At 70.4% G+C, this 24,364-nt stretch carries 26 protein-coding genes; 14 read left to right on the forward strand and 12 right to left on the reverse strand.

Annotated elements, in window-relative coordinates:
* The first annotated feature begins 186 nt into the window (after positions 1-186).
* From EDD39_RS14440 to EDD39_RS14450, 3 genes are all read left to right on the forward strand, one after another.
* Entirely contained in the window at positions 187-390 is a 204-nt protein-coding gene (locus tag EDD39_RS14440; protein WP_123560441.1) for a helix-turn-helix domain-containing protein, read from the forward strand.
* Positions 387-620, forward strand: coding sequence for an excisionase (locus tag EDD39_RS14445; protein WP_123556158.1), 234 nt, complete (start codon positions 387-389; stop codon positions 618-620). Before EDD39_RS14440 ends, EDD39_RS14445 begins: the two co-directional genes overlap by 4 nt.
* Positions 621-780: 160 nt before the next feature.
* A complete protein-coding gene (locus tag EDD39_RS14450; RefSeq protein WP_123556160.1) occupies positions 781-1,002 on the forward strand; it encodes a hypothetical protein in 222 nt (73 codons plus the stop codon).
* 500 nt (positions 1,003-1,502) lie between these two features.
* Here the strand turns inward: EDD39_RS14450 and EDD39_RS14460 are convergent, their stop codons facing one another.
* The 3 genes from EDD39_RS14460 to EDD39_RS14470 form a co-directional block, all read right to left on the reverse strand.
* A complete protein-coding gene (locus tag EDD39_RS14460) occupies positions 1,503-2,549 on the reverse strand; it encodes a C40 family peptidase (protein WP_123556165.1) in 1,047 nt (348 codons plus the stop codon).
* Between the two features lie 197 nt (positions 2,550-2,746).
* Positions 2,747-2,992, reverse strand: coding sequence for a hypothetical protein (locus EDD39_RS14465; protein WP_123556166.1), 246 nt, complete (start codon positions 2,990-2,992; stop codon positions 2,747-2,749).
* Between the two features lie 148 nt (positions 2,993-3,140).
* On the reverse strand, positions 3,141-3,584 hold the full coding sequence (locus EDD39_RS14470; RefSeq protein WP_123560443.1) for a helix-turn-helix domain-containing protein: 444 nt from the start codon (positions 3,582-3,584) through the stop codon (positions 3,141-3,143).
* A 299-nt stretch (positions 3,585-3,883) separates the two neighbouring features.
* Between EDD39_RS14470 and EDD39_RS14475 the strand changes: the two genes are divergently transcribed.
* From EDD39_RS14475 to EDD39_RS14535, 11 genes are all read left to right on the forward strand, one after another.
* Positions 3,884-4,183, forward strand: a complete 300-nt coding sequence (locus EDD39_RS14475; RefSeq protein ID WP_123556167.1) for a hypothetical protein — start codon at positions 3,884-3,886, stop codon at positions 4,181-4,183.
* 13 nt (positions 4,184-4,196) lie between these two features.
* Entirely contained in the window at positions 4,197-4,949 is a 753-nt protein-coding gene (locus tag EDD39_RS14480; RefSeq protein ID WP_123556169.1) for a DUF8175 domain-containg protein, read from the forward strand.
* 37 nt (positions 4,950-4,986) lie between these two features.
* On the forward strand, positions 4,987-6,831 hold the full coding sequence (locus EDD39_RS39555; protein ID WP_162870019.1) for a TrbL/VirB6 family protein: 1,845 nt from the start codon (positions 4,987-4,989) through the stop codon (positions 6,829-6,831).
* Positions 6,828-8,369 (forward strand): SCO6880 family protein, encoded by a 1,542-nt coding sequence (locus tag EDD39_RS14500; protein WP_123556175.1) that lies wholly within the window; start codon positions 6,828-6,830, stop codon positions 8,367-8,369. Before EDD39_RS39555 ends, EDD39_RS14500 begins: the two co-directional genes overlap by 4 nt.
* Positions 8,369-9,859: a VirB4 family type IV secretion system protein gene (locus EDD39_RS14505; protein WP_123556176.1), complete on the forward strand. Its 1,491-nt coding sequence runs from the start codon at positions 8,369-8,371 to the stop codon at positions 9,857-9,859. The genes EDD39_RS14500 and EDD39_RS14505 overlap by 1 nt, the downstream gene beginning before the upstream one ends.
* On the forward strand, positions 9,859-11,673 hold the full coding sequence (locus EDD39_RS14510) for a type IV secretory system conjugative DNA transfer family protein (RefSeq protein WP_123556177.1): 1,815 nt from the start codon (positions 9,859-9,861) through the stop codon (positions 11,671-11,673). Before EDD39_RS14505 ends, EDD39_RS14510 begins: the two co-directional genes overlap by 1 nt.
* 149 nt (positions 11,674-11,822) lie before the next feature.
* A complete protein-coding gene (locus EDD39_RS14515; protein WP_123556179.1) occupies positions 11,823-12,422 on the forward strand; it encodes a hypothetical protein in 600 nt (199 codons plus the stop codon).
* Positions 12,419-13,240, forward strand: coding sequence for a hypothetical protein (locus EDD39_RS14520; protein WP_123556181.1), 822 nt, complete (start codon positions 12,419-12,421; stop codon positions 13,238-13,240). Before EDD39_RS14515 ends, EDD39_RS14520 begins: the two co-directional genes overlap by 4 nt.
* Positions 13,240-14,265 carry a DnaB-like helicase N-terminal domain-containing protein gene (locus tag EDD39_RS14525; protein ID WP_123556182.1) on the forward strand — a complete coding sequence of 342 codons (1,026 nt, stop codon included), beginning with the start codon at positions 13,240-13,242 and terminating at the stop codon, positions 14,263-14,265. Before EDD39_RS14520 ends, EDD39_RS14525 begins: the two co-directional genes overlap by 1 nt.
* A 2-nt stretch (positions 14,266-14,267) precedes the next feature.
* Positions 14,268-14,525 carry a hypothetical protein gene (locus EDD39_RS14530; protein WP_148089443.1) on the forward strand — a complete coding sequence of 86 codons (258 nt, stop codon included), beginning with the start codon at positions 14,268-14,270 and terminating at the stop codon, positions 14,523-14,525.
* A 218-nt stretch (positions 14,526-14,743) separates the two neighbouring features.
* Positions 14,744-15,580, forward strand: a complete 837-nt coding sequence (locus tag EDD39_RS14535; RefSeq protein ID WP_123556186.1) for a TrmH family RNA methyltransferase — start codon at positions 14,744-14,746, stop codon at positions 15,578-15,580.
* Between the two features lie 7 nt (positions 15,581-15,587).
* Here the strand turns inward: EDD39_RS14535 and EDD39_RS14540 are convergent, their stop codons facing one another.
* From EDD39_RS14540 to EDD39_RS14580, 9 genes are read right to left on the reverse strand one after another with little or no spacing between them, the layout of a single operon-like run.
* Positions 15,588-16,589 (reverse strand): glycosyltransferase, encoded by a 1,002-nt coding sequence (locus EDD39_RS14540; protein ID WP_123556188.1) that lies wholly within the window; start codon positions 16,587-16,589, stop codon positions 15,588-15,590.
* Positions 16,586-17,437, reverse strand: a complete 852-nt coding sequence (locus EDD39_RS14545; RefSeq protein WP_123556190.1) for a glycosyltransferase family 2 protein — start codon at positions 17,435-17,437, stop codon at positions 16,586-16,588. Before EDD39_RS14545 ends, EDD39_RS14540 begins: the two co-directional genes overlap by 4 nt.
* A complete protein-coding gene (locus tag EDD39_RS14550) occupies positions 17,434-18,210 on the reverse strand; it encodes an HAD family hydrolase (RefSeq protein WP_123556192.1) in 777 nt (258 codons plus the stop codon). The genes EDD39_RS14545 and EDD39_RS14550 overlap by 4 nt, the downstream gene beginning before the upstream one ends.
* Positions 18,207-19,229 carry an NAD-dependent epimerase/dehydratase family protein gene (locus EDD39_RS14555; RefSeq protein WP_123556194.1) on the reverse strand — a complete coding sequence of 341 codons (1,023 nt, stop codon included), beginning with the start codon at positions 19,227-19,229 and terminating at the stop codon, positions 18,207-18,209. Before EDD39_RS14555 ends, EDD39_RS14550 begins: the two co-directional genes overlap by 4 nt.
* Before the next feature lie 26 nt (positions 19,230-19,255).
* Positions 19,256-20,458, reverse strand: a complete 1,203-nt coding sequence (locus EDD39_RS14560) for a polysaccharide pyruvyl transferase family protein (RefSeq protein WP_123556196.1) — start codon at positions 20,456-20,458, stop codon at positions 19,256-19,258.
* Positions 20,459-20,472: 14 nt separating this feature from the next.
* The gene (locus EDD39_RS14565; RefSeq protein ID WP_208765499.1) at positions 20,473-21,510 is read right to left on the reverse strand and encodes a glycosyltransferase family protein; all 1,038 of its coding nucleotides are present in this window, start codon (positions 21,508-21,510) and stop codon (positions 20,473-20,475) included.
* Positions 21,507-22,520 carry a glycosyltransferase family 2 protein gene (locus EDD39_RS14570; protein ID WP_123556198.1) on the reverse strand — a complete coding sequence of 338 codons (1,014 nt, stop codon included), beginning with the start codon at positions 22,518-22,520 and terminating at the stop codon, positions 21,507-21,509. The genes EDD39_RS14565 and EDD39_RS14570 overlap by 4 nt, the downstream gene beginning before the upstream one ends.
* The gene (locus EDD39_RS14575) at positions 22,517-23,176 is read right to left on the reverse strand and encodes a phytanoyl-CoA dioxygenase family protein (RefSeq protein WP_162870020.1); all 660 of its coding nucleotides are present in this window, start codon (positions 23,174-23,176) and stop codon (positions 22,517-22,519) included. Before EDD39_RS14575 ends, EDD39_RS14570 begins: the two co-directional genes overlap by 4 nt.
* Positions 23,173-24,129: an NAD-dependent epimerase/dehydratase family protein gene (locus EDD39_RS14580; RefSeq protein ID WP_123556202.1), complete on the reverse strand. Its 957-nt coding sequence runs from the start codon at positions 24,127-24,129 to the stop codon at positions 23,173-23,175. Before EDD39_RS14580 ends, EDD39_RS14575 begins: the two co-directional genes overlap by 4 nt.
* Positions 24,130-24,364 lie beyond the last annotated feature (235 nt).

Here is a 24,364-nt window from a genome sequence, read left to right on the forward strand (position 1 = left end):
GCTGTCGTTTCGACACTTGCGACGCGCTGATTGGCCCCCACTCCGCGAGCCGTCTACATGGTTTGTCGATACGACAAATTTAGAAGTCGCATTGACAAGTTCGTGTGCCCTGGCGGATGCTCATCTCGGTTGTTCGAACGACAGCTCAAGTTGTCGAAACGACGAACGAGATGGATGTGAGTGCTCATGGGCATCGACGGCACGGACACGATGTGGACCTTGCAGGAGCTCGCGGACTTCCTGAAGGTCCCGAAGCAGACGGTGTATCAGATGAATTGGCGAGGCACCGGGCCGCGCAGCTACAAGGTGGGCCGGCACAGGCGCTACGACCCCGTTGACGTGCGCACTTGGCTCAAGGCTCGCTCCTCCGATGCGGAGGACGCGCGATGAAGCGACAGATGCAGGCAAGCCAGCGCCGACCGTGGTGGTCCGTTGACGAGGCGGCGAACTTCCTCGGGATCACGATCTTCGATCTGCGGGAGGTCGGTGCGGCCGGCGTCGGCCCCAGGTACAGCCAGGACACCGGCGGCGCTCGCCGCTACCGGCCGGCTGACGTCCGGCTCTGGGCTTCGACCGGCCTGATCCGCGACCACCGTGGCTGGAACGGAGAGGCCCGATGACTCGCGGACAGTCGGCAGGCGGCTCCACCTCCCGGTCGACGTACAGCACTGCGGCCTCGTGTTTCCCACGACCGTCGAGGCCGCCCTGATCGGGTGCGGCCCGAACGCGGGCCGCTCGACCCGGATGCCGACACCAACCCCCGCTCTCGCTGGAGACACCATGCAGAACTTCACCCACGACCGTTACGCCGAGCAGCCGCCCTCCAGTTGGGTCGGTCGCCACTGGCTCTCTACCACCCGCGACGGCTCCGGCGGTTACCTGCGCGGCCTGATCCTCGATGTCCGCCCCGGCGCCGTGCTCGTTGAGTGGCCGGCATCCGGAGGGGAGGCAGCCACTGAGCAGTGGACCTCCAGAGACCGAGGAACCCTCGCCCGGGAGTAGATACGACAGAAGGCGGAGGCCCACACCGAATGGTGTGGGCCTCCGCCTTCTGTCGTTACGGCGGCTGGGCGGGAAGGATCGCCGAACTGGTCGCGCCAATCGCCAGCGTCGCTGATTCAGCGGGAGCGTCGGTACCTCGCCAGGGCAAGCAGCAGAGCCCCTGCACCCTCAACGGCGCTTACGAGGAGCAGGATGGACCTCAGGTCCGGAACGATCCAGGCGAGGAGGGCCGCCACCGCGGCCCCGCCCGCCCACGCGGCCCACACATTGCGGCGGTCAGCCTGAAAGGCAGCCACCACTGCACTTAGCACGGTGCCGACTGCCAAGATCACCAGTGCATGTGAGCCGGTGATTGCGGCGAACGAGGCCAATGTTCCCGCACCCGCGACGAGCCCGAGAGCGAGACGCGCCTTCTCGGACATAGGAGTGTTCTGCATGGACCTTCGTTCCTCGGTTCGCACGTGATAAGGGCAAGTCTGCCGTCCTCAGCCGGCAGGTGGTCATGACGGGACGATGCGGCGGAACGCCACGGCCTCCGCGTCCCAGTACCCGCCGGTGAAGGTGGTGATCTGGATGTTCTTCCCGGTGCGCGGCGCGTCGAGGACCAAGTTCGAGCCCAGGTACATGCCGACGTGGCCGGGCGACGAAGGGGTTCCGTCGGACCCGGCGAGGAAGATCAAGTCGCCCGGTTTGAGCTGGTTGGCGCTGTAGACCGGGGTTCCGTTGTAGACCTGCTCGAAGGTGGTCCTGCTGATGTTGATCCCGGCGGCCTCGTAGGCGCGCATCAGCAGGCCGGAGCAGTCGTAGCTCGGATTCCCCGTCCCTCCCCACTGGTACGGCATGCCGAGCTTCGAGATGCCGAAGGTGATCGCGGTGACCACCTGGACCGGAGTGCCGGCCGGGAGAGAGAAGCCCGCGGGCAGGTTGACCGCCTCGGTGATCGCCTCCCCGGAGCCCGCGCCGTTGCCGAGAGAGCAGTTGGTGGCCGAGCCTCCGAACGTTGCGACCAGCTGCTGCGCCAGGCCCTCCCACTTTGCGTAGGCATCGGGATAGGCGCTCTGCTGAACCTTCTGCGCAGCGACGGTGACCGGCAGTGCCTCCCACAAGGAGACCTTCACCAACTGGGCGTAGAACGCCTTGGAGGAGTAGACCGGGTCCATGATCTGCGCAGGGGTGCCCCACCCCTGGCTCGGCCGCTGCTGGAACAAGCCCAAACTGTCGCGGTCACCCCAGGCCAGATTGGTCAAGGTGCTCTCCTGCATCGCCGTTGCGATGGCCACCACCGCGGCATGGGCAGGGAGCTGGAGCTGGACCGACACCTGGTAGATGATCTGGGCGTTGTTGATCTGCTCGGTGGTCAGCTGCTGGCCGTCGGCGACCGCTTCGCCGGGCGCCACCGGCTTGAAGCAGCCGATTCCTCCGATGCCGCTCCCCGCAGCGATCGCAGGGGTCGTCGCCGACGCGGTCCCGCCGGTCAGTGTCACGCCGAGCACCACACCGCATGGCGCGAGGACCGACACGATGGCTATCTGAGCTGCCTTCTTCACGAGCCACCTCGGAGCCGGCGCGCTTCGCACGCGGCCTTTTCACATCAGCTAATGGATTGGTGTCAAACCATAGGCTGATGCGTCTGCCATTGGTCAACCAAAGTAAACGTGATGATCGACACTTCTTAGCTGATGTGAAAGATGCGGGCGTCGTGGTGGCGGCAGGCCGATGGCGCGGCGCGGTCTGCCGACGTCGATCAGTGGCCGAGGATGTGCTGGAGGGCTGCGGGGGCGAGGTCGGGGAAGGCGGCGGCCAGTGCGGCCGGGACGAGCGCGGTCGGCATGGTGGCCGAGGGGTGGGGGTCGAGGGTGGCCGACCTGTCGGCGATCGAAGCCGGCCGCACCGAGGCGGCTTCGCGACGACTGGCGACGACGCGAAGAACGACCTGTGCCGACGTCGGGTGCGGCCCTCCCTGTCGGGCCTCGCAGCGGATCGCGCTCATGGAAGTGCCTCCCTGGTCGGGAGGCACTTGCTGTGAGGTGACGTAGTCATCCGGTCACCCGCCCCCGACTCGCAGAAGCGTATGCGAACGATTGCCGAGAGTGTGGCGGGTGTATGAAGTTGTGATGATCCGGTGATGGTGGCGTGCGTCACTCGCCATCGCCGTCGGCGGGGTCCAGCCCCTCGATCCGACGGGCGGATTGGATCATGGTCAACATGGCGTGCAGGCTGTTGTCGGAGAGCCCGTTTGCGGTGAGCGCCAACTGTCGAACGAGGGGGTTCGTCAGGGCGGCTGCGAGTTCCAGTTGCTCGTCGGTCCGCCGGGCCGTGTCGTCCTCGTAGAAGTAGGCCACCGGGACGCCGAAGAAGTCGGCAAGTGCCGTGAGGCGGCTGTGGGTTGGGTCCGTCCGCTTGCCGGTCTTCAGCTGCCACAAGTAGGTGGGGCTGAGGATCTGCTCCCCGGCCTTCTCGTTGATCGCCTTTGCGACCTCGGTGGTGCTGTAGGGCTTCCGGCCGGCGGGGTGGACGGTGCTGAACAGGTGGGTGAGTCGCTCGGCGACCACACCGCCCTCGGCGGGGTTCTCGTCAGACATGACGCGCGTAGCACTCCTCTCGGCTGACCGGGCCTCATCGTTGCGCACAGTGACGCCCATTAGCCAGAGAAAACAGAGAGTGTTGGGGTGAGCCTCCTCACATTCACTTTGGTTGACGGAACTACTTCACTCCTGCCTATCGTTTGGCCACAGCCCATTAGCCAGAGTGAATCGCACCGACTTGACGTGCTGAATCCGAAGCCAGGGCTTCCTGCCTCCCCGCCAATCGAGTCGGGGTGGCTCCTCGTAGCCAGCAGGCCGTTGAGGCGGCTGGCGCGTCCGTAATTCTGGGAGCCTCCATGTCCACTACTGCGCATGTCGTCCAGTTCCTCGCCGACATCCAGAACCCCGCGCCGGCCGATCCGACCAACGGCTCCAAAGGCGCGAACTTGCTTCTGTCGTACGCCAAGTGGGGGGCGCTCATAGCCTGTGCCGTCGCGGCCGTCGTGTCCGGTGGCCTCATGGGAATCGGCCACCTGAGCAACCGGCCCGACTCGGCGGAGAAGGGCAAGCGCTCCCTCGTGTGGAGCTTGGGCGGCGTGATCGTGACCGCGTGCGCCATCCCGGTGGTCAACACGGTCTTCGGCGCCGCGGCCTAGGACCAGGAACGCCATGAACCAGTTCCTCGACCGCCGTCCGCGTCGGCGGATTCTTCCGCTCCTGCTCCTCGGCATCTTCGTCTTCCTGGCCGCCATCGGCGTAGGAGTCGCGATCGAGTCGGACAACGGGCCGCGTGGGCCCAAGACCTACTCGCCGCCAGCCGCGATCCCGGCTCCGGGTTCGGTCACCGGCATCGACCCCAACGCCGAGTCCACTTCACCCGCCCTTGCCGGGCCGCTCCAGCTCATTCGCGGAGCACGCCTGGTCAACGGCGTCGCGGTGGGCTACCCACACTCCAGCGTAGGCGCGGTGTCGGCGGCGGTCGAGTACTGGCGTCAACTCGGCTCCACCCTGGAACCGGACCGGGCCGCAGCAGTCGCCCGGGTTGTCGCCGACGCCGACTGGTCCGACGCGCCGGACACCCTTGCCAAGGGGCCGGCCGCCACGCGGAAGGCGCTCCGGCTACCGGCGAGCGGTCAGCTCGACCCCGGCACGTCCGTCACGTTGAACCCGGTCGAGTACCAGGTCCGCTCCGTCGGCGCCGACAGCATCCAGGTGCTGCTCCTGTCGACCTACACGACCAGCGTGCCGGGCACCGGAATGCAGACCCGCATGGGTGTCTACCCGCTCGACCTCGTCTGGTCCGGCGGCGACTGGCGCATTCCCGCACCCTCCGGGACGTCCACCACCGACTACACCAGCCTTGTCGCCGAGCCGGGCAGCGCCCAGGCGTCGGCCAAGGGCTGGAACGAATTGAAGCGATAACCATCATGGCCAGCACCACGAGCACCAGGAGGCCGGCATGCCCTGCGGCCTGACCGACCCTGTCGGCTGCGTCACCGACACCGTCCTCGGCGGCCTGGCGGGCGACGCCGTCGGCAAGATGGCGACCTCCGCGTGGGAGTCGATCTGCAAGTCCTTCGCCGACGCGATGGTCGAGTTGTTGAAGACCTTCTCCGGCGCCTTCGTGAAGATGCCCGGCCCCGACCTCGCGTCCAACGGAGTGCGGAGCGTCTACGCCATATCCCTGGGCGTGGCTGCTCTGGTGGCCTGCCTGCTGGTCATCGGACAGGTGGTCCGTACCGCCGTCACCCACGACGGCCGGCCCCTTGCGACCGCGGCGGTGGGCCTCGGCAAGGCGGTGCTCGCCTTCATGCTCACCCTGATCGTCGCGTCCACCACGTTGGTGGCCAGCGACGAGCTGACCAAGTACATCGTGGACAGCACGCTCGGCGGTCAGCAGGCGTTCAGCGACAAGATCGCCAAGCTCGTGGCGTGGAACCCCGGCAACTCGGTCTCCCTGCTGCTGATCCTGGCGATCATCGGCATCCTGCTGACCTTGGTGCTCTGGTTCGAGATGCTGCTGCGGGGCGCGGCCATCGCGGCGCTCATCGCGACCTCGCCGATCAGCGCGGCTGGCCAGGTCTCGGACTCCACCAAGACGTGGTGGTCGAAGCTCGTCTCGATGACGATCCAGCTGATCATCTTGAAACCGATCATCGCGCTCGTCTTCGCCCTGGGGTTCAACCTCGCAGGTGACAGCCAGGACTTGAACAGCACGCTGTCCGGGATGCTCGTCCTGCTGCTGGCTGCGCTCGCCTGGCCGGCCGTCGCCCGCTTCTTCACCTTCGCCTCAGTCCAGGTCGGGGGCGGCGCAGGACTCGCCGCGCTGCTCGGCTTCGCTGGAGGCCGTCTCAGCACAGCCGGCGGCCCGCCGACCGGCGCCTCCCCGGATACCTTCGGGCAGGACAGCGCTACCCGGACGATGACGAACTTCGCCAGCAAGGGCGGAGGTGCTGCCGGAGGCGCTGCTACCGGTGGTGCCGGGGGAGCGGGGGCTGCGGCGGGTGGCGCCGGTGCCGCTGCGGGCCCGATCGGCATGGCCGCCGCGGCCGGTGTGCGACTCGCTCAGCAGGCCGTCAACAGCCTCGCCCAGGGGATGGAGAAGATGGCTGGCCACGCGGGAGCGCAAGGAGCGAACCCCTACGCAGCTCAGCCAGCGGGCTACGTCAACCGTCACGCGGGGGCTCAGCTTCCCACCAGCGGATACCTGCCGGACCAGCCGAAGCCGGACTGGTCCGGGCAGCAGGAGCAACAGCCCGAACCCGCCGAGCCGGCCGCCCAGCAGGCCGACCACCAGCAGGCACTCCAGGACTCGACCCCGGACTTGCCGGTCGCCAGCGCACCGCGCTCCGACCCCCCGACGATCGAGATGCCCCCGGTTCCCGCTGGGCCGCCTGCTGGCTCAGCGGCAGCCAGTGCCGCGCCGCTGCCCGGCCCCGTGCCGCAGGGTGGCAGCGGTTCGGCCTCCCCCCTCGGGGCATCGCATCCCGGCAGCCCGGGACCGACGGCCAGCGCTCCCGGCACGTCGGCGGCTCCCCCCGCCGAGGCGCAGGCGCCGGCCGCCGCAGGGTCGCCGACCGCCGCCGCGGCGGCTCCCTTGAACACCAGTCGGCCAGCTCCCGCCGTGCAGACTACGGCGACCCCGGGGCAGGCGGACCGCATGCCGGCCCGGCCGCCAGCCGCCAATCCCGGCTCGGTGAGTCCCGAGGTCGCCCCCACCGAGCGTCCCGCCGACCCGCCCCAGGCCGCGCCGCCTGCGACTTCCACCCCCGCTGACCAGCCCGAAGGAGGCGACCAGACGTGAGCACTCAAACCGCTCCCAACCGCACCTACTTCGGCTGGCAGCAGGAGAAGGTCGCCTTCCTCTTCGGCCTGAGCGTCCAGCGGGCGGCCATGCTCGGCGGCGCGGTCCTGGCGACGATCTGGCCGTTCGCAATCTCGTACGTCCGGGCGGGCCTCGTGACGTGGCCCGTTGCCTTTGTCCTCTTCCTACTTGCGTTCGTCCGGATCGCCGGCCGCACCGTTGACGAATGGGCGGTGTCCTTCGTGTCCTTCGAAATCCTCAAGTTCCGTGGGCAGAATCGTTTCCTCGCCGGTGCCTTCTCGCCGCGCAAGGCCACCACGGACGAGCCGAAGATGGACCTGCCGGGCATCCTCGCGCCGCTGTCGATCCTCGAAGCGGACGGCGGCAGCGGCGACCCGATCGCGGTGATCCACCACCAGCTCGACCGGACCTTCACCGCCGTCGCCCGGGTGCGCTTCCCCGGCATCGGACTGGTCGACTCCCAGCGGCGCGACCAGCGTGTGGCCAGCTGGGGCGAGCTGCTCAACTCGCAGTGCACGGAAGGAAATCCGATCATCCGCATCCAGGCGCTCCAGCGCCTGGTCCCCGAGTCCGGCGCCGCGCTCCAGCGCTGGCACGCCGACCACGTCTCCGACGAGGCCCCCGGCGTCGCGGTGGACATCACCAAGTCACTGCTCTCCACCGCCACCCTGGCGACCAGCCAGCGCGAGGCGTACCTGGCGATCACCATGGACGCCGCCCGGGCGGCCGGCCCCATCAAGGCGGCCGGTGGCGGCACCGCCGGAGCCGCCACCGTCCTGATCCGCCACCTGCGGGCCCTCACCTCCGGTATCGCCTCCGCGGACCTCCAGGTGGAGAGCTGGCTGAACCCGCGCGAACTCGCCGAGGTCCTGCGGACCGCGTTCGACCCGCACTCCAGCCGAATGCTCGCCGAACGCCGGGCCGCCGCCGCGGCCGCCGCCTTCCGAGGCCAGGACGTGCCCTTCGAACCGGGCGTCGACCCGGTCGCGGCGGGCCCCTCCGCCGCCGAGAGTTGGCGCGGCCGGTACGAGCACGACGGCGCGCTCTCCGTCACCTACGCCGTCCGGAACTGGCCCAAGAACAAGATCTACTCCACAGCGCTCTCCCCGCTGCTGGGCGAAGGCAAGTACCGCAGGGCGTTCAACCTTCACATCGAACCCCGCGGACCGCGCGCCGCCGAGCGCGAGGTCATGCAGGAACGCACTGCCCGCGAGGTTGCCGTCAGCATGCGGCACAAGACCGGCCAGATCATCCCGGAGCACGAGAAGCAGGCACTGCGGCACGCCGAAGCCCAGGACCAGGAGCGCGCAGCCGGCCACGGCCTTGTCCGCTACACCGCCTACTGCACCGTCACCGTCACCAACCCGGCTGACCTCGAAGACGCCTGCGCCGCGCTGGAGGCCGACGCCAACCAGGGCCGGATCGAAGTCCAGCGGATGTGGATGGCCCAGGACATCGGATTCGCCCTCGGCGCGCTGCCCGTCGGCATGGGCCTGCCCCGGAAGCGGGTGGCCTGATGTTCCGCCAACGTTCGACCGACCTCCCCGTCCTCGACCTGACCGACGTGCTCGGCCGGCCGACCCCGGTCGCCCCGAAGCCCGCCAAACAGAAGGCGCCCAAGCAGCGCCGCGAGCCGGTCGCGCCCCGGCGCGGCTACGCCCGGCCCTTCGCCGGCCGGTCCCCCCGGATGCCGGAAATCCCGGTCTTCCGAGGCAGCACCGGCCAGGTCCAGGGTCTCTACCCCTGGCTGTACGGGGCCTCGATGCCCCCCGCCGGGGCCTACATCGGCGTCGACTGCTTGGCCGGAGGCGCTTTCTCCTGCCATCCGATCGAGTGGCTGCACCGCGGACTGATCACCAACCCGAACCTGCTGGTGACCGGCGTGCCCGGCACCGGCAAGTCGGCGACGGTCAAGGTCCTCGCCACCAGGCTCGCCGCCTACGGTGTACGCACCTTCGTGCTCGGCGACATCAAGAACGAGTACGCACCGCTGGCCAGGGCGTTCGGTGTCGAGCCCGTCGAGCTTGGCCCCGGCTTGCGTAACAGGTTGAACCCGCTGGACGCCGGGCCGTTGGGCGCGAACCTGCCGGCCGACCCGGAGGAGCTGCGCGAGCGCCTGGACGAAGTCCACCGGCGCCGAATCACCCTGCTGTCCTCTCTGCTGGTCATGCGGCTCGGCCGCAACCTCACGCCCACAGAGGAAGCCGCACTCTCCCTGGCGATCAAGCACGCCTCCGGCCAGGCCACCGGCGCCAGCCACCTCCAGGACCCGACGATCCCGCAGGTGTGGGCCCTGCTGCGCGACCCGCTACCCGAGATGGCGGAGGACCTCCGCGTCCGTGACGCCGACGTGAGCGAGCTGAGGGAGATGATCCGGCCGGCCGCCGACGCCCTCGGCAACATGGTCCGCGGAAGCCTCAGCGGTCTGTTCGACGGACCGACCACCGTCCGTCCCGACTTCGCCGCACCGATCCAGACCGTCGACCTCTCCCGGATCGACGGCCGCGGTGACGAGACCGTTGCCATGACCCTGGCCTGCGTCAGCAGTTGGGGCCAGGCCGCGATCGACGAGCCCGGCGGCCCCGTCCGCCTGGTCGTCCGCGACGAGCTGTGGCGCGCGATGCGCGTTCCCGCGATGATCCGCAAGCTCGACTCCGACCTCCGGCTCTCCCGCGCGCAGGGCACCATCCAGGTCCTCAGCACGCACCGGCTTGCCGACTTCGAGGCCGTCGGCGCCCAGGGCAGCGAAGAGGTCAGCATCGCCCGCAACCTCATCGCGTCCTGTGACGTGCGGATCTGCCTGCGCCAGGACACCGCGCCGCTCGCCATGACGAGGGACGCCATCGGCCTCACCGACACCGAGTGCGCGCACATCGCCAGTTGGTCGGGTGAGCAGATCGGCCGCGCGATCTGGAAGATCGGCCGGACCAGCTCCCATGTGGTCCAGACCATCCTCAGCCCGATCGAGCGGCAGCTCTACTACACCAACGAGCGAATGGCCGTGTGATGGCCGCCGCCTCGAACTCGACCGTCGCCCGGCGGCCAGTGCTGGACGGTCCAGCGGACTACCTGATCGTGGCGCTGATCATCGTCGTCGTCACCGTCACCGTCGGTACCTGGGCCACCGGCCAGATTGCGGGCCTGATCACCCACGCCGCGTGGCCCGCCGTCCCGTTCGGTGAAGCATTCGCCGTCGCCAAGCAGATCCCCCAGCACCTGGACGACCCGAAGTTGGCCTGGCCTGAGCAGGCCAGGGCCGACCTGCCCGGTCCGGTCGGCTTCGCCGTCGCCACCGCCATCGTCGTCTGCATGATGATCACGGCAGGAGGCTTCGCCCTTCGCCGGCTGCGGCGCAACCGGTCCGTGCGCGGCTACGCCTCCCCGGCCCAGCTGGCGAAGACGATGTCCGCTGCGGCGGTGGTCCGACGCGGACCGATCGTGCGGCCCTCCCTCAAGGGGAGCCGGATCAAGGCCGCCGACGTCGCCGTGCAGCTCGGCCGAACCATGGCGGGGATGCTGCTGTGGGCCTGCATCGAGTCGTCGGTGCTGATGCTCGCAGCTCCTCGCCAGGGCAAGACCTCCCAGGTGATCATCCCGTGGATCAAGGCATGGCGGGGGCCGATGCTGGTCACCAGTGTCCGCGGCGACCTGCTCGACGCGACCGCGCTGATCCGGCGGAAGCTCGGCCCCACCCTGGCGATGACGCCGACCGGCATGGTCGAGTGGCCGGACCAGGTCCAGTGGTCGCCGGCCAGCGGATGCGCCGACTTCGGCAAGGCGATGCAGCGGGCCGACCTGATGGTCAGGATCGGCAAGAGCGAGACGTCCGACTCCAGCGGCGCGGGTTTCTTCGGCGCCACCGCGACCAGCCTGCTGGCGGCCTGGCTGCACGCCGCCGAGATCACCGACAACTCCATGGAGGACGTTCTCCGCTGGGCGTTCAACCCCCATGTGGAGGAGCCGATCAAGCTGCTCGCGGAGTCCCGCCGGGCGGAACCCGGCGTCGCCGAGATGCTCGACGCGCTGTACCGGCAGCCCGGAGAGACCCGTGCGAACCTCTTCAGCACGGTCCAGACCGCGCTGACCCCGCTGTTCTCGCCGCTGGCCCGCCGCACCTTCGTCCCAAAGACCGGCAACAGCATCGACATCGAGGCGTGGTTGCGGAGCAACGGGACCATCTACTTGCTGGTCGACAAGGAGGACTCCAAGGCGCTCGCGCCGCTGATCTCGGCGTTTGTCTCCGAGGTCTTCGGCACGGCCAAGCGAATCGCGGACCGCTCGCCGGGCGGCCGGCTCGACCCCCCGCTGGGTGCTCTGCTGGACGAGGTCGCCAACGTCACCCCGCTGCCGAACCTCCCCGACCTGATGTCCTTCGCGGGCGGCTCGGGCATCTACGTCCTGGCCGTCCTTCAGAACATGGCCCAGGCCCGCACCATCTGGGGACACGACGGCGCCGAGATGCTCTGGGGCAGCTCCACCATCAAGATCGCCCTCGGCGGCCTGGGCGGTGCCGAACTCGAAGAATTCTCGAAGCTGGCCGGCATCTACCGCGAGTCCCTGACCACCTACCAGAGCGGCAGCCACGGCACCACGATGCAGACCACCCTCCAGGACCGTAAGACCGTCACCCCGGACGAGATCCGCACCTTGGACGAGGAGAAGCGCGAGGCGCTGGTCATCCACGCCACCACACCCCTCGCCAAGGTCCGGATGCTGCGCCACTACGAAGGCCCGGACCGGAAGGCGTACGAGGAGAGCGTTCAGTGGGCACGCCGATACCGAGCCGGGGAACTCGACCCGACCGAGGTGGTGGCCGCGTGACACCCCGACCCGCTTGGAGCACAGGTGATCGCGAGGCGAGCACCGATGCCGACCACCGCTGGGAGTCCCGCTTCGACCGGCGGCACCACCAGGGACTGCTCCGCCGCCCCGATGCCCCGACCGACTGCACCCTCCGGTGGAGCGGACCGGTGCGAGGTATCGACGGCGCGCTGTACCACGCCGGCACCGATCACACCGGCGCTCCCGTCGTGACGGTGTTCAGCCCCGGCTACCAGGAGACCGTCCCCGCTTTGTGGCCGACCGACGACTGGACCACCCACCGAGCCGACTCCGACGGCCCATTCCACCCGCTCAGCACCTGGCGCCCTACCCGAGCCGACTACGAGGACCTTGTCCTCGCATACCTCGCCCAGCGCCCGCGTGAACTCGCCGACCTCGGAACCTGGGTGCCGGTGGACGTCTTCACCACACACGTCCGGTACGGGATCTACGAGGCGATGCTGGCACTCCACACCGAGGCCGCTGCGGTGACCACCGAAGCCATCGAGGCCCGCGTCCGCCTGAGCATCACGGCACTGTCCCCGCGCCTGGCCGCTCTGGTCACCAGCACGATGGACACCGCCTCCTACCTCCGCCGACTGCTGCTCACCCCCAGCACGTCGGTCGAGGCGCTCGACGCTGCCGTGCACCTGGTCATGACCGACTGGAAGGCCGTCGCCACCACCGCGCAGCCGAACTCCTCCGGGAACACCCGCACCCTGCCCGCTCAGCTCCAGGACCAGACATGACCGAATCCGCGATCACGCCGATCGGCCGGGTCAAGCACCGCCCGCACGCCCGGATACGCCGACGCCGAACCGACAACACGGCCACCAGCGTCAGCAAGACCGACTCGGCAGGCGCGAGCCCGCGTACCCGCCTGGTCGAGTGGCACACCATGACCGGTCCCGAGCGGGTCGTGGCGTGGGCCGGTCTCTGCGACTGGGTGACCTGGCTGCACGACCGCTACGAGCTGGCCGTGGAGTCGCGGCTGCCGCAGTGCTGGGCCGAGCACCCTGGGCTGATTGAGGAGCTCTGGGCACTCAAGGTCTGGCGGGAGGAGATCTACGGGGCGGGCGCAGACCAGCAGGTAGGACAAGCAGCCCGCTACTGGCACGCTGAGCTCCGCGCGGTGGTGGCCAACGCCACCGGCGTCTACGCCACGGCCTGCCGAACTGGCCACCGGGCTCCCGAGCTCCGAGCCGCCGATTCCCCGGACCTCCAGAAACGGTGGACCGAAGCCGATGCTTGGGCCGGGATTCCGGGCAAGCTGCTCGCCGCCCACGCGGACACCGCCGAAGCCGGCAGCCCCGACCGTCTCACCGCCGCCCAGATGGATGACGCCCGCTCCCGCGGCCTCGCCACGCCGATCAGCCCCGGCATCCCCGAGTACCTGCGATTCGCCGATGCCTGGTGGGCGGTCGAACTCGGAGGTGAGTGGCTGCGGGTCGCCAACGAGGAGCTACTGGAACGGCTCGATCAGGCGGCTGCCCGGATGGCAGCCGCTGACGACGCGGCTCGCCGCTACCGGGAAGCCACCACCGGATCTAAGTCAAGGACGAACTGATGACCAACCCCGACCTCGCGCTGCGCGCCGAGCAGGCCGTCATCGGTGCCGCCCTGCGCGATCCCCAACAGCTCGACCAAATCGCCTACTTGACGCCCGACCGCATGGCCCACCCGACCAACCGGGCCCTGTTGGGCGCCCTGATCGAGTCGCGGACCAGCAACCCCGCGGCTCCCGCTACCCGAATGCCGGAACTGGTCGCCCAGAAGGCCGCCGTCCGGGGAGTCGGCGCGGACTACCTCCGGCGGCTTGCCGACGCGGCACCACAGCCCCGGGCTATCGCGAGCTACGCCCGGCTCGTACAGGAAGCCGCGGTCCGACGCGACCTTGCACTCCATCTCGACCGACTTCGCGCGCCCAGCGCTGGTCAGCGCGGGCCGGAACCAGCTCTCGACCGGCTTACCCAGCGGCTCGAACAGGCCCCGTTGACGGCCAAGTTCAGCGAGCCGGCTCCCGAGCCGTACCAGCCGAGACCCCTGCCGGCCAACAGCCAGGAGGTTCGGCTCGACCTCCGGCTTGAGCGCCAGGACACTGTCCTCGCGGATCTCCTCCAGAACCCGGAGCACATCCGGGAGGTGAGTGCCTGGCTCTACCCCGAGGCTTTCGAAGCGGGGCCACGACGGGAGGTCTATGAGGCCATCGTCGTGCTCGCTGAGCGCGGCGACCCCGTCGACACGCTCACCGTCGAGTGGGAGGTGGACCGGCAGGACCCTGAGCGCTACGAAGTCAAGGTCGAGGTCATCGTGGAGGAACGTCCCGACTACCTCGCGAGGCTCGCCACCACAGCCGTTGTTGTCGGCGCTGCTGTTGAACTGGGTGGGGAGATCATGGCGGAGGACATTCGGGCAACGCTGGCGAACGATTTCGGCAGCATTGACGTGACCGCTCGCGGCCCGGGCGCAGAGCCGAAGCCGAGCCCGGACGTCAGGGTGACCGGGCCTGCTCCCCAAGTGGAGCCCGCCCCACTTCTCCAACCGCCTCCGGCACAGCAGGCCCACGTCGTCCAGCCGAACGTCCGGCCGTGAGGGTGGACAAGATGATCAGTTCCGAAGCGGGCGTCAAGGCCGACCTCAGCCACGCCGCGATGGACGCTGCCCTCGCGGACGGAACGGCCCAGTACCTGAGCGAGACGATCGCTGACTTCGCGTGGTTCCGGTCCAGCTGGTGGATCTACGACCGGGCTGGCTGGTGGCAGGTGACCAGGGCGGATGTGGCCGCAGGGCTGGACCTCATGGCCCAGAACATGCGTCTGGCGGATCAGGCAGTACGGAGGAGTAGCAGCTAGTCGGCCTCGCAAATCGGGTAGCGCCAGGGTGCCGCGCAACTCGATGCTGACGATGCGGTCGCCCGGGTCGGTGGCGCTTCGCTGCTGACCCTAAGAGGCGGCTCGGGTGCTTCGAGACCTACAGCGAAGGGTCGCCGGTGTAGGGTTTCTAGCTGCGCTGGTGCGGACTCCGCCGTGGTCGGAACGCATCGAAGTAGTCGGCTCATCTTGGAGGACAGGTGCCAGCGATCCAGAGGATCACCTCCCGCAACGCCCGGTTCCAGCAGTGGGAGGCGCTGCTCACCAACCGGAAGAAGCGCAACCAGCTCGGTGAGTTCCTGGTGCAGGGGGTTCGGCCGATCTCGCTGGCGGTGGAGTACGGCTGGCCGATCCACGCGCTGCTCTACGACGACCGGCGGAAGTTGTCCGGGTGGGCGCAGGAGTTGCTGCGGACGACCCGGGCTGAGCGGATCGTGATGGCGCCGGAGCTGCTGGCCGAGCTGGGTGAGAAGACCGAGGGCGTGCCCGAGGTCATCGCGGTGGTCGGCATGCCGGCGGACGACCTCAACCGGATCGAGGTAGGGCCGGACTTCCTCGGCGTCCTCTTCGACCGGCCGACCACGCCGGGCAACATCGGGAGCATCATCCGGTCCGCGGATGCCTTCGGCGCACACGGGATGATCGTTTCGGGCCACGCCGCCGATGTCTACGACTCGAAGGCTGTGCGGGCGACCACGGGCAGCCTCTTCTCGCTGCCGTCCGTCCGTGTGCCGGGGCCGAACGAGGTGATGGCCTGGGTGGAGCAACAGCGGGCCGCCGGTCGTCCGCTGGTCCTGGTGGGCACGGACGAGAAGGGCGACGCCGATGTCTTCGACTTCGACCTGACTCAGCCGGTGCTGCTGCTGGTGGGCAACGAGACGACCGGGCTGTCCAGCACGTGGCGGGAGCTGTGCGACTTCACGGTGAGCATCCCGATGACCGGGGCGGCCAGTTCGTTGAACGCGGCGAACGCTACGACCGCAGTTCTGTATGAGGCTGCCCGGCAGCGGATCGCGGCCGGGCAGCGCTCGCGCTGACCGTAGCTCAGGCCCAGATGCCGCCCGCGGCGGCGCGGCGGTAGACCTCCAGGTACTTCGAGGCGATCACGTCGTGGCCCCAATGCTCGATCGCGGTGACGCGCAGGTGCTCCGGGACGGGGAGGCCGGCCAGGATCTTGGCGGCCTCCTCCGGGGTGGGCGTCCGCTCGACCGGCAGGACAGTGCCGACGTGCGGGGCAATCTCGGCGAGACAGCCGTTGTTGCTGGCGATGACCGGGGTACCGCTGACGGCGGCCTCGGCGACGACGGTGGCCCCGGGCTCGGTCCACTCGCCTCCGAAGGGTCCGCCGAACGGCTGGGAGAGGACGAGCAGGGCGCGGGCGGCGGCGAGCAGCTCGGTGCGCCGGCTGCCTCCGACCTCGCCGACGTACTCGGCGGTGCCGGGGTAGTCGGTGAGGATGCCGTGCAGGTAGTCCGGCTCCCAGGCGGGTCCGGCGAGCTTCAGTGGGAGGCCGGCGGCCTGGGCGAAGGCGGCGGCGTCCCTTGCGCCCTTGTGGACGGAGACTCGGCCGAGGAACAGCAGGAAGTCCTCCTTCTCCTCCCGGTAGGTGTAGCGGTCGGGGTTGACCGGCAACCGGATGACCGGTGCCTCCGCGGACCCGGCGGCGCGGCGCTGGGCGTGAGAGAGGTAGATGCCGTTCGCCGTGTGCTCGGGCACGCCGTTGAGGTGGTGAGTGCGGACGGCGGGCCAGCCGGGTTCGGCGGGCAGCAGCTGGCCGTTGGTGTGGTCGTGCACCACGTCCGGGCCGAACGCGCTCAGCGCGTCCCGAGAGGTGTCGTAGGTAGTGGCGTCGGAGACGGTGAGGCCCGGCTGGGGGGTGCTGCCGGGAGCGCCGACCAGGAGGATCTCGTGTCCGGCGGCGAGGAGTCCGTCGATGAGGGTGGCGACCACCCACTGGATGCCGCCGTAGCCCTGCGGCGGGACGGTGATCCACCGGGTGGTGTCCTGCCCGAAGCGGTGGGGCGGGTTGAGCATGGCGATCTTCACGAGCGCCTCCGAGCGGGATCGAGGAGTTCGCGGCCGATGCCGGTCAGCACGGCGGCCGTGTAGAGGACGGCGAGCACGGCGGGGCGAGCGCCGGGGCCGCTGGAGCGGTTGCGTCTCCACTCCTTGTGCAGGCCGGCGCGGGCGGTGCCGCGGCGGACCTCGCTGCGGCCCTGCCAGTAGGCACGGCGCAGGAGGTAGCCGGGGCGGAGCCGGTGGGCAGGGATCAGGTGGCGCACCTGCGTGTCGTGGAGAACAGCGGTGGTCGCGCCGAGGGCGGTGAGTTCGCGCACGAGCGTGGTGTCCTCGGCGGAGGCCAGGTTGGTGCCCACGCGGCCCAGACGACTGTCGAAGTCGAGGCCGAGCAGCCGGGCGTGGTCGCGGTCGAGGGCGAAGCACCCGCCCCAGATGCTGGCGGGCAGGTCCGGGTGGTGGGAACCGAGGTAGTGCAGCTGCCCGGTGGTCAGCCACCACGGGGTTCGGCGGCCCTGGAGATCGGCGGTGATCCGGGTGCCGGCCACGTGCGCCCCGTCGGCCAGGGCGGCGCGCAAGTCCTCTACGGCGTCGGTGGTGGGCACGATGTCGTCGTCCACGAACACGACGTGTCGGGTGGGGGCCTCCTTCAGCGCTAGGTTGCGGCTGTACGACAGGCCGATGGTGGCCCCGTTGAAGAGGACGGTGCGCCGGTCGGCGGGCACGGTGAGCCGCCGCTGGGTGGCGGCGTCCGCGGCGGTGTCCACGACGACCACGAGGTGGTCGTCCGTGCCGAGTACGCCGGGGAGCCGGTCGAGGGCGGCCAGCAGCAGGTCGGGCCGGTTGCTGCACACCGCCACCGTGAGCGGGACAGTCATCGGACCACCACCGTGCGGTGCCGGGCCGAAACGCGGTCGGCGAACCGGGTGGTCAGGTCGGCGAGGTCGAGGGCGTGCAGGCTGTGGTCGGCGGCGGGGTGCCGGCGGACCTCCATGCGTTCGGCCCGCACCTCCCGGTAGGCGGCGACCAGCGCCGGGTCGGTGCCGGGCGGGGCGCTCCAGCCGGTGGGCGGGGTGACGAGCGCGGCGTGGGCACCGAGGCGCTGGGCGGGGGCGGCGTCGTGGTCTGGCCGGTCGCCGACCATCAGGGTGGTGGCCGGGTTCCAGCCGAGCTGCTCGATCGCCCAGCCGAGCAGGCCGGGGTCGGGCTTGGCGATGCCAACGGTGGTGTCGAGGGCGACGAGGGCCAGGTGCTCTGTGGCGCCGCTGGCGCGCAGGACCTCCTCGCATTCGGGGGGCTGGTTGGCGACCACGCACACCGGCCGGTGCTCGGCGAGGGTGGCGAGGGCGGTGACGGCGTCGGGGACCAGCTGCGCGAGGTCGGACCAGCGGCGGCGGACGCTGGTCCAGGCGTGCGCGCCGGCCGGGCTGTAGAGACCGGGGCTGGCGGTGGCGCTGGCCCGCTGGAGGTAGAAGCGGCGCATCTCGGCGGTGAACCGCTCGATGGTCAGAGTCGGGTCGGCCTCGCCGGCCAGCTCCAGGACGCCTTGGAGCCAGGCGAGTTCGAAGGGCTCGTCGTAGTAGAGGACGCCGCCGACGTCGGTGGCGATGGTCTCGACGGCCGGGGCGGCGGGCTTGGCGGGCTTGGTCACGGGGTGTCCGTCCGGGAGGTGGCGGTGGTGTACCACTCGGGCTGGGTGTCGGAGCCGGTTTCGAGGGTGAGCGTGCTGCGCGGGGTGACGGGGCCGTGGCCCTTGGCCCAGGCGGCGGTGGCGGCGAGGCCGGCGGCCAGCGGGGTGTCCTTCCAGTCGCCGAGCAGCATCCGGGCGAGTTCGCTGCTGGTGTAGGCGGCGTGGACCTCTTCGCGGGTCTCCAGGTGTCGGATCGGGTGGTCCGGCACGCCCATCGCCTCGCGGACCGCGTGGGCCATCTCCAGGACGGTGCAGGGCTGCTGGCTGCCGACGTTGATTACCCGGTTCCAGTGCTGGGAGTTGTCGGCGGCGTCGAGGAAGCAGCCGACGATGTCGTGGACGTAGGTGAAGGAGCGGCGCTGGCTGCCGTCGCCGTAGACGGTGATCGGCTCGCCCCGCAGGATCTGGTTGAGGAAGATCGCCACGGCGTTGCGCAGGGGGTCGCCCATGTTCTGGCGCTCGCCATAGACGTTGTGCATCCGCAGCGCGGTGAACGGCAGGCCCTGCATGTGCGCGGTGATGGCGAGTTCGCGTTCGATGGTGAGCTTGGCGTTGCCGTAGCTGTCGACGGGCTGGGGGTGGTCGTCCTCGCACATCGGGACGCGGCCGGTGCCGTAGACGGCGACGGAGGAGGCGTAGGAGAAGTACCGGACGCGGGTGCGCAGGGCGGCGTTGATCAGGTGGATGCTGCCGAGGACGTTGACCTCGTAGTTGTGGGCCTTGACGGCGTGGCTGATGCCCTCGGCGGCGAAGGCTCCCAGGTGGAAGACGCTGTCGAAGGTGTGGTCGGCGAAGAGGTCGTCCACGGTGCCCCGGTCGGCGATCGAGCCGACAACGAGCCGCGCGCCGTCGGGGACGTTCTCCTTCTTGCCGCCGTCGAGGTTGTCGAGGACGACGACCTCGTGTCCGGCGGCCAGGAGCCGGTCGGCGAGGTGGGAGCCGATGAATCCGGCTCCGCCGGTCACCAGGTGAAGGGCCATGCTGTGCTCCGATCGGGCTGGGAGAGTCAGGAGTTGAGGAGCGCCCGCACCCGGGCGATGTCCGCGGCGGCGAGTGCGGCCTGAGTGGGGAGCCGGGTGGCGAGGTGGTCGCGGAGCTTCTCGGTGTCGAGGTGGGCGAGGTGTTCGGCGGCGCCCGGGTCGGCGGTGAATGCGGCGATGTCACGGTGGACGTCGCCGGGCGGGACGTCGGGGCCGTAGGTGTCGGCGAGGACGCCGTGGAACTTCGGGCTGTGGCCGAGGGCGACGGCGGGGGTACCGCTGGAGAGGGCGCCGATCGAGGCGTGCAAGCGCTCTGAGACCACCAGCTCCGCCCCTCCGAGGACGGCCTTGTAGTCGCCGGCCCCGGTGCCGTCGGCGTCCAGGACGTGCACCGGCACGTTCGGGAGGCGGGTCGCGATCTGCCGGGCCAGGAGGCGGTCGTCGTTGTGCTCGCGGGAGTCGTGGCAGTGCGGCACGAGGACCAGCGGGCGGCAGCGAACGCGCCACAGGGTGTCGGCGAGTCGGGTCAGCGCGTCCAGGTGCTGGGCGTCGCTGATCGGGCTGTAGCGGGTGACGCCCCGGCTCGGCGCCAGGCACACGTACTCCTGGGCGGCGTCGAGGCCAGCTGCGGAGAGCAGCTGCGCGGTGCGGTCGGGGCTGGACGGCTGGAGGAGGAAGGCAGGGTCGGCGGCGAGCACTACCCGGTCCTCGGGTAAGGCGAGGGGGCCGGTGAGGTAGGCCAGGGTGGTGCTCTCGCGGACGGTCAACAGGTCGAGGCGCTGGGCGGTGGCGGTGAACGCGGCCTGCTCGGCGGGGTCGGTGAAGCCGACGGACTGGCCGACCATCGCGGTGGGGATGCCGAGCTTTTGGGCCCGGTCGAGCACGGCGAGGTATGAGGTGGAGACGCCGTAATCGGAGGTGTGCAGGTCACCGCCAGTGGCGAGGACCAGGTCCGCCTGCTTGACGAGGCGGGAGGCGCGTTCGCGGCGGTGCTGCTCGGTTTCGACCGGCCGCATCGTGGCCCAGGAGCGGGAGACGACGAACGGGTCCGCGGTGCAGTCGGCGCCGCTGCCGGCGAGCGCTTCGCTGTCGAGGTCGGGGGTCTGGGTGAGAACGGTGACCGTGGTATCGGGAGCGGCGGTCAGCGAGGTGGCCAGGGAGCGGGCGAGGGCCTCGACTCCTCGGCTCTCGCAGCTGGTGATGCCGGTGATCAGGATGTTCGCGGGCACGGGGGACTCCTGGGCTAGTGGGTGAAGGCGAGGAGGTCGCCCAGGACGCGCCGGTAGTTGAAGCTGCGGCGGAGTTTGTCCTGGACGTGGCCGAGCTGCTGGCGGTTGGCAGGGCTGTCGCGCAGGAGCCGTGCGAGGTCTTCGGCCGGGTCGCCGCCGAGCAGGAACGGGGCGATCTCCTCGCCGTAGAGGGCGGTGGTGTAGGCGAGTTCGGGCGGCAGGGCGGGCATGGTGCCGGCCGCGACGGTCTCGAACATGCGTGGGGTGAGCAGCTGTTGGTGGGCGAGCAGGGGGCGGGCCAGGATCGGGGTGATCTCGGCCTTCGCCATCTGGGTGAGGACCTGGCCGAACGGGACGGGGCCGGTGACCTTGACGCCGTGCTCGGCAAGCCAGCCGGGCCGGTTGGCGGTGGCGGTGAGGTGCTCGGGATGGGGGTCGCCGGACCACCAGCGGCCGGCCACCCGCAGGCGGGTCAGCGGCGGCTTGGCGGACCGGGCGGCTTCGACCAGGTCTGCGAGTGCGTCCCAGCGCCACCAGTTCGCACCGACGTACTGGAGGTCGTAGGTCGCGGCCGGTGTCCGCTCCGGCCGGTGCACCGGCTTGGGCATCCCGAAGTACGGGAAGAACTGCGCGCCGTCGGGGAGCTTGCCGAGACGCGGCTGGAGGATGACGTCGCTCAGCAGCCGGTAGAGCTGCTGCCACTGCTGGTGGCCGTAGGGTCCGGCGGAGTCGTCGTCTCCGAGGACGGTGTGCTCGCCCCAGTGGGCGTCCGGGTCCAGGACGATCCGGCGGCTCCGCGGGAAGCGCTCGCACAGCTCCAGCCGCCGCTCGTCCAGGAACTGACGGCCCTCGAAGACCAGGACCAGGTGGGTGCCCCAGGCGAGGTCGTCGACGACCGGCAGCAGGCCGGGGACCTGGTCGTCCAGGCGGCACAGCGGCCCGGCGAGGGCGACTTCGCAGTCCAGTGCCGGGGCGGCGCGAACGTACTCGCTGATCATGTGCGCCGATCCGGCCTGCCAGTGGAAGTCCCCGGCGAACAGCACCCTGGTCACCGCGCACCCCCGGCGGTGCGCAGGCGGCGGTGGGCTCGGCGGCGCCGGGCGATGGTCGGGGTGAGCCGCAGCAGCCACCAGGCGGCGGTGGCCGTCTCCGTCCACCCGCGGACCACGGTGGTGTTCCCGCCGACCGAGCGGCCGGCCAGGTCCTGGCCCAGCCACCGCCCGGCCAGGGAGAGGATCGCGGGCCACGTCCAGGTGACGTCGGTGAGCAGGAAGTAGTACCGGTTGCGGCGCATCTGCACCCGCCGGTAGGTGCTCGCGCCGGTTCCACCACCGCCGTAGTGCTGGATGCCCAGGTCCAGGACGAGGGCGACCCGCCAGCCCGCCCAGCGGGCTCGGCGGCACAGGTCGGTCTCCTCGTAGTAGGTGTGGAAGACCCGGTCGAACAGCCCGAGCGTGCGCAGGACCTCAGCCCGGACGAACAGGGCGGCGCCCTGGACGTAGGCGTGCTCCAGGGTGGCGGGGGCGCGACCGTGCTCGGGGCCGGCCGGGGAGGGCCGGTTCGGGCGGTCGCCCACGAAGCCGTCGGCCTCGCCGAGCTTCAGCGCGAGGCGCGACCAGTCGTTGTGCTCGTCCAGCGCGACGGTGCCGCCGTCGGCGTCGGTGTAGACGTACTGCATGGGGCCGCAGATGCCGTAGGTGGGCCACTGCTCCATGAAGTCGGTCAGCTGGTGGACGAGGTCGGCGGGGGTGCGGGTGTCGGGGTTGACGAGGAACACGTAGTCGGCGCCGGCGGTCAGGGCGGCGCGCATGCCGACGTTGTTGGCGCGGGAGAAGCCGAGGTTGGTGTCGTTCTGGATGATCTGCACCGTGGGGAAGGTCTCGCGGATCATCTCGGTGCTGCCGTCGGTGGAGGCGTTGTCGACGTAGTAGACGGTGAGGTCGAGGTCGGGGGTGTGGCTGGCGAGGAGGGTGGACAGGCAGGCGGGCAGCCAGCGCGCTTCGTTGGTGCCGACCGTGACGGTGGCGACCTTCGGGCGGCGGGCGGGTGCGGTGCTGGTCACGGTGCCTCCGTGGTGTCGGGGACGAACTCGATGACGAGGCTGCGGCGGGGGCGCGGGGTGGTGTTGGGGCGCGAGGCGTGGACGGTCCGCACGTCGTGCACGGCCACGTCGCCGGCCACCGCGCCGATCGTCAGCACGGGCCCGGCGGTGCGGACCTTCTCCACTTCCGCGTCGTCGGCCAGCAGGTGGCTGCCGGGCACGAACTCCAGGGCCCCGTTAGAGGCATCGGAGTCGTCCAGGAACAGGCTCAGGTTGATGGCGCGGCCGGGTTCGGCGTCGGTGCGGTCGCGGTGCCAGGGGACGGCGGCGGCCACCTGCGGCATCTTGACGATCATGGCGATGACCCGGGCCCGCGCCGGACCGCCCAGGATGGTCTCGGCGAGGTGGTGCAGCGGGCCGGTGGCGAACAGCCCGGCCGCGAGCGGGGCGCCCGGCTGCTGCTCAAGGTTGTGGATGCGGAAGAGCACCGGCGCGCTCTCGCCCTCGCGGGTGAAGTGCCAGAAGTCCTCGCTGCGGTGGCCGTCCTCGAACGCGGTCACCATGGCGTCGGCCTCGGTGCGCAGCCGCTCCAGCAGCGAGCCGGTGACCACGGCCGGGACGACCGTGTATCCGTCCGCCCAGAGTCGGCCGAGGGCTTCGGCGGTCGGCGCGCTCACCGGGTGGCCCCGGCGGCGAGCTGCTCGGTGAACCAGGCGATGGTGGCGGCCAGGCCGTCCTCGATCGCCGTCCGCGGCGACCACTCGAACTGCTCGCGGGCCAGGGTGGTGTCGGGCCTGCGGCGTACCGGGTCGTCCTCGGGCAGGGCGGTGAACTCCACCTCCGCGGCGGAGCCGGTGAGGTCGAGGACCAGGTGGGCGAGGGCCAGCACCGTCCGCTCGTCCTCGGTGCCCAGGTTGACCGGGCCCGGGTGGTCGCTCGCGGCGACGGCCAGCAGTCCGGCCACCGTGTCCTCCACGAAGCACAGCGAGCGGCTCTGGCCACCGTCCCCTGCGACTCGGAGGGGTTGCCCGGCGAGCGCCCGGGTGATGAAGGCCGGCACCGCGCGGCCGTCGTCGGTGCGCATCCGCGGGCCGAAGGTGTTGAAGATCCGCACGATCGCGGTGTTGGTGCCGAACTCGCGGCGGTACGCGGCGGTGCTCGCCTCCGAGAAGCGCTTGGCCTCGTCGTAGACGCTGCGCGGTCCGATCGGGTTGACGTTGCCCCAGTACGCCTCGGTCTGCGGGTGCTGGTGCGGGTCGCCGTACACCTCCGAGGTCGAGGCCAGGACGAACCGGGCCCCGCGCTCCTTCGCCAACTCCAGCACGTTCAGCGTGCCGATGGAGCCGACCGACAACGTCGGAAGGGGGTGGCGCAGGTAGTCCGCCGGGGAGGCCGGCGAGGCCAGGTGGAACACCACGTCCACCTCGCCCGTGACGGCGAGCTTGTCGTTGACGTCCTGCTCGACCAGCTCGAAGTGCTCGGTGCCGAGCAGGTGCGCGATGTTGTCGCGGCTGCCGGTCAGGAAGTTGTCCACGCAGACCACGGCGAGGCCGTCGCGGATCAGCGCGTCGCACAGGTGGGAGCCGATGAATCCGGCTCCACCGGTCACAACAGCGGTCCTTCGGGGCATGGGACTCCTCCAGGCTCGGGCACGCCCGACCCGCCCGGCGGCACGAGGGCACGGCGGACTGGAGCGGCGTACGCGGTGAACGGGTGCGGGCGCGGCCGGCTTGTCGCGCCCCGGTGATCAGTGCGAGCGGTCCGTCCGTCGGTGGACGTCGTCTCGTCGTGCGGCCGGGTCAGCGTCAGGTCCCTGGTGGTCCCCGGTCGGCCCCCAGGGCACCCGGCCGCAGTTCAGCCAGCCG

Source organism: Kitasatospora cineracea, assembly GCF_003751605.1.
Taxonomy (GTDB): Bacteria; Actinomycetota; Actinomycetes; order Streptomycetales; family Streptomycetaceae; genus Kitasatospora; species Kitasatospora cineracea.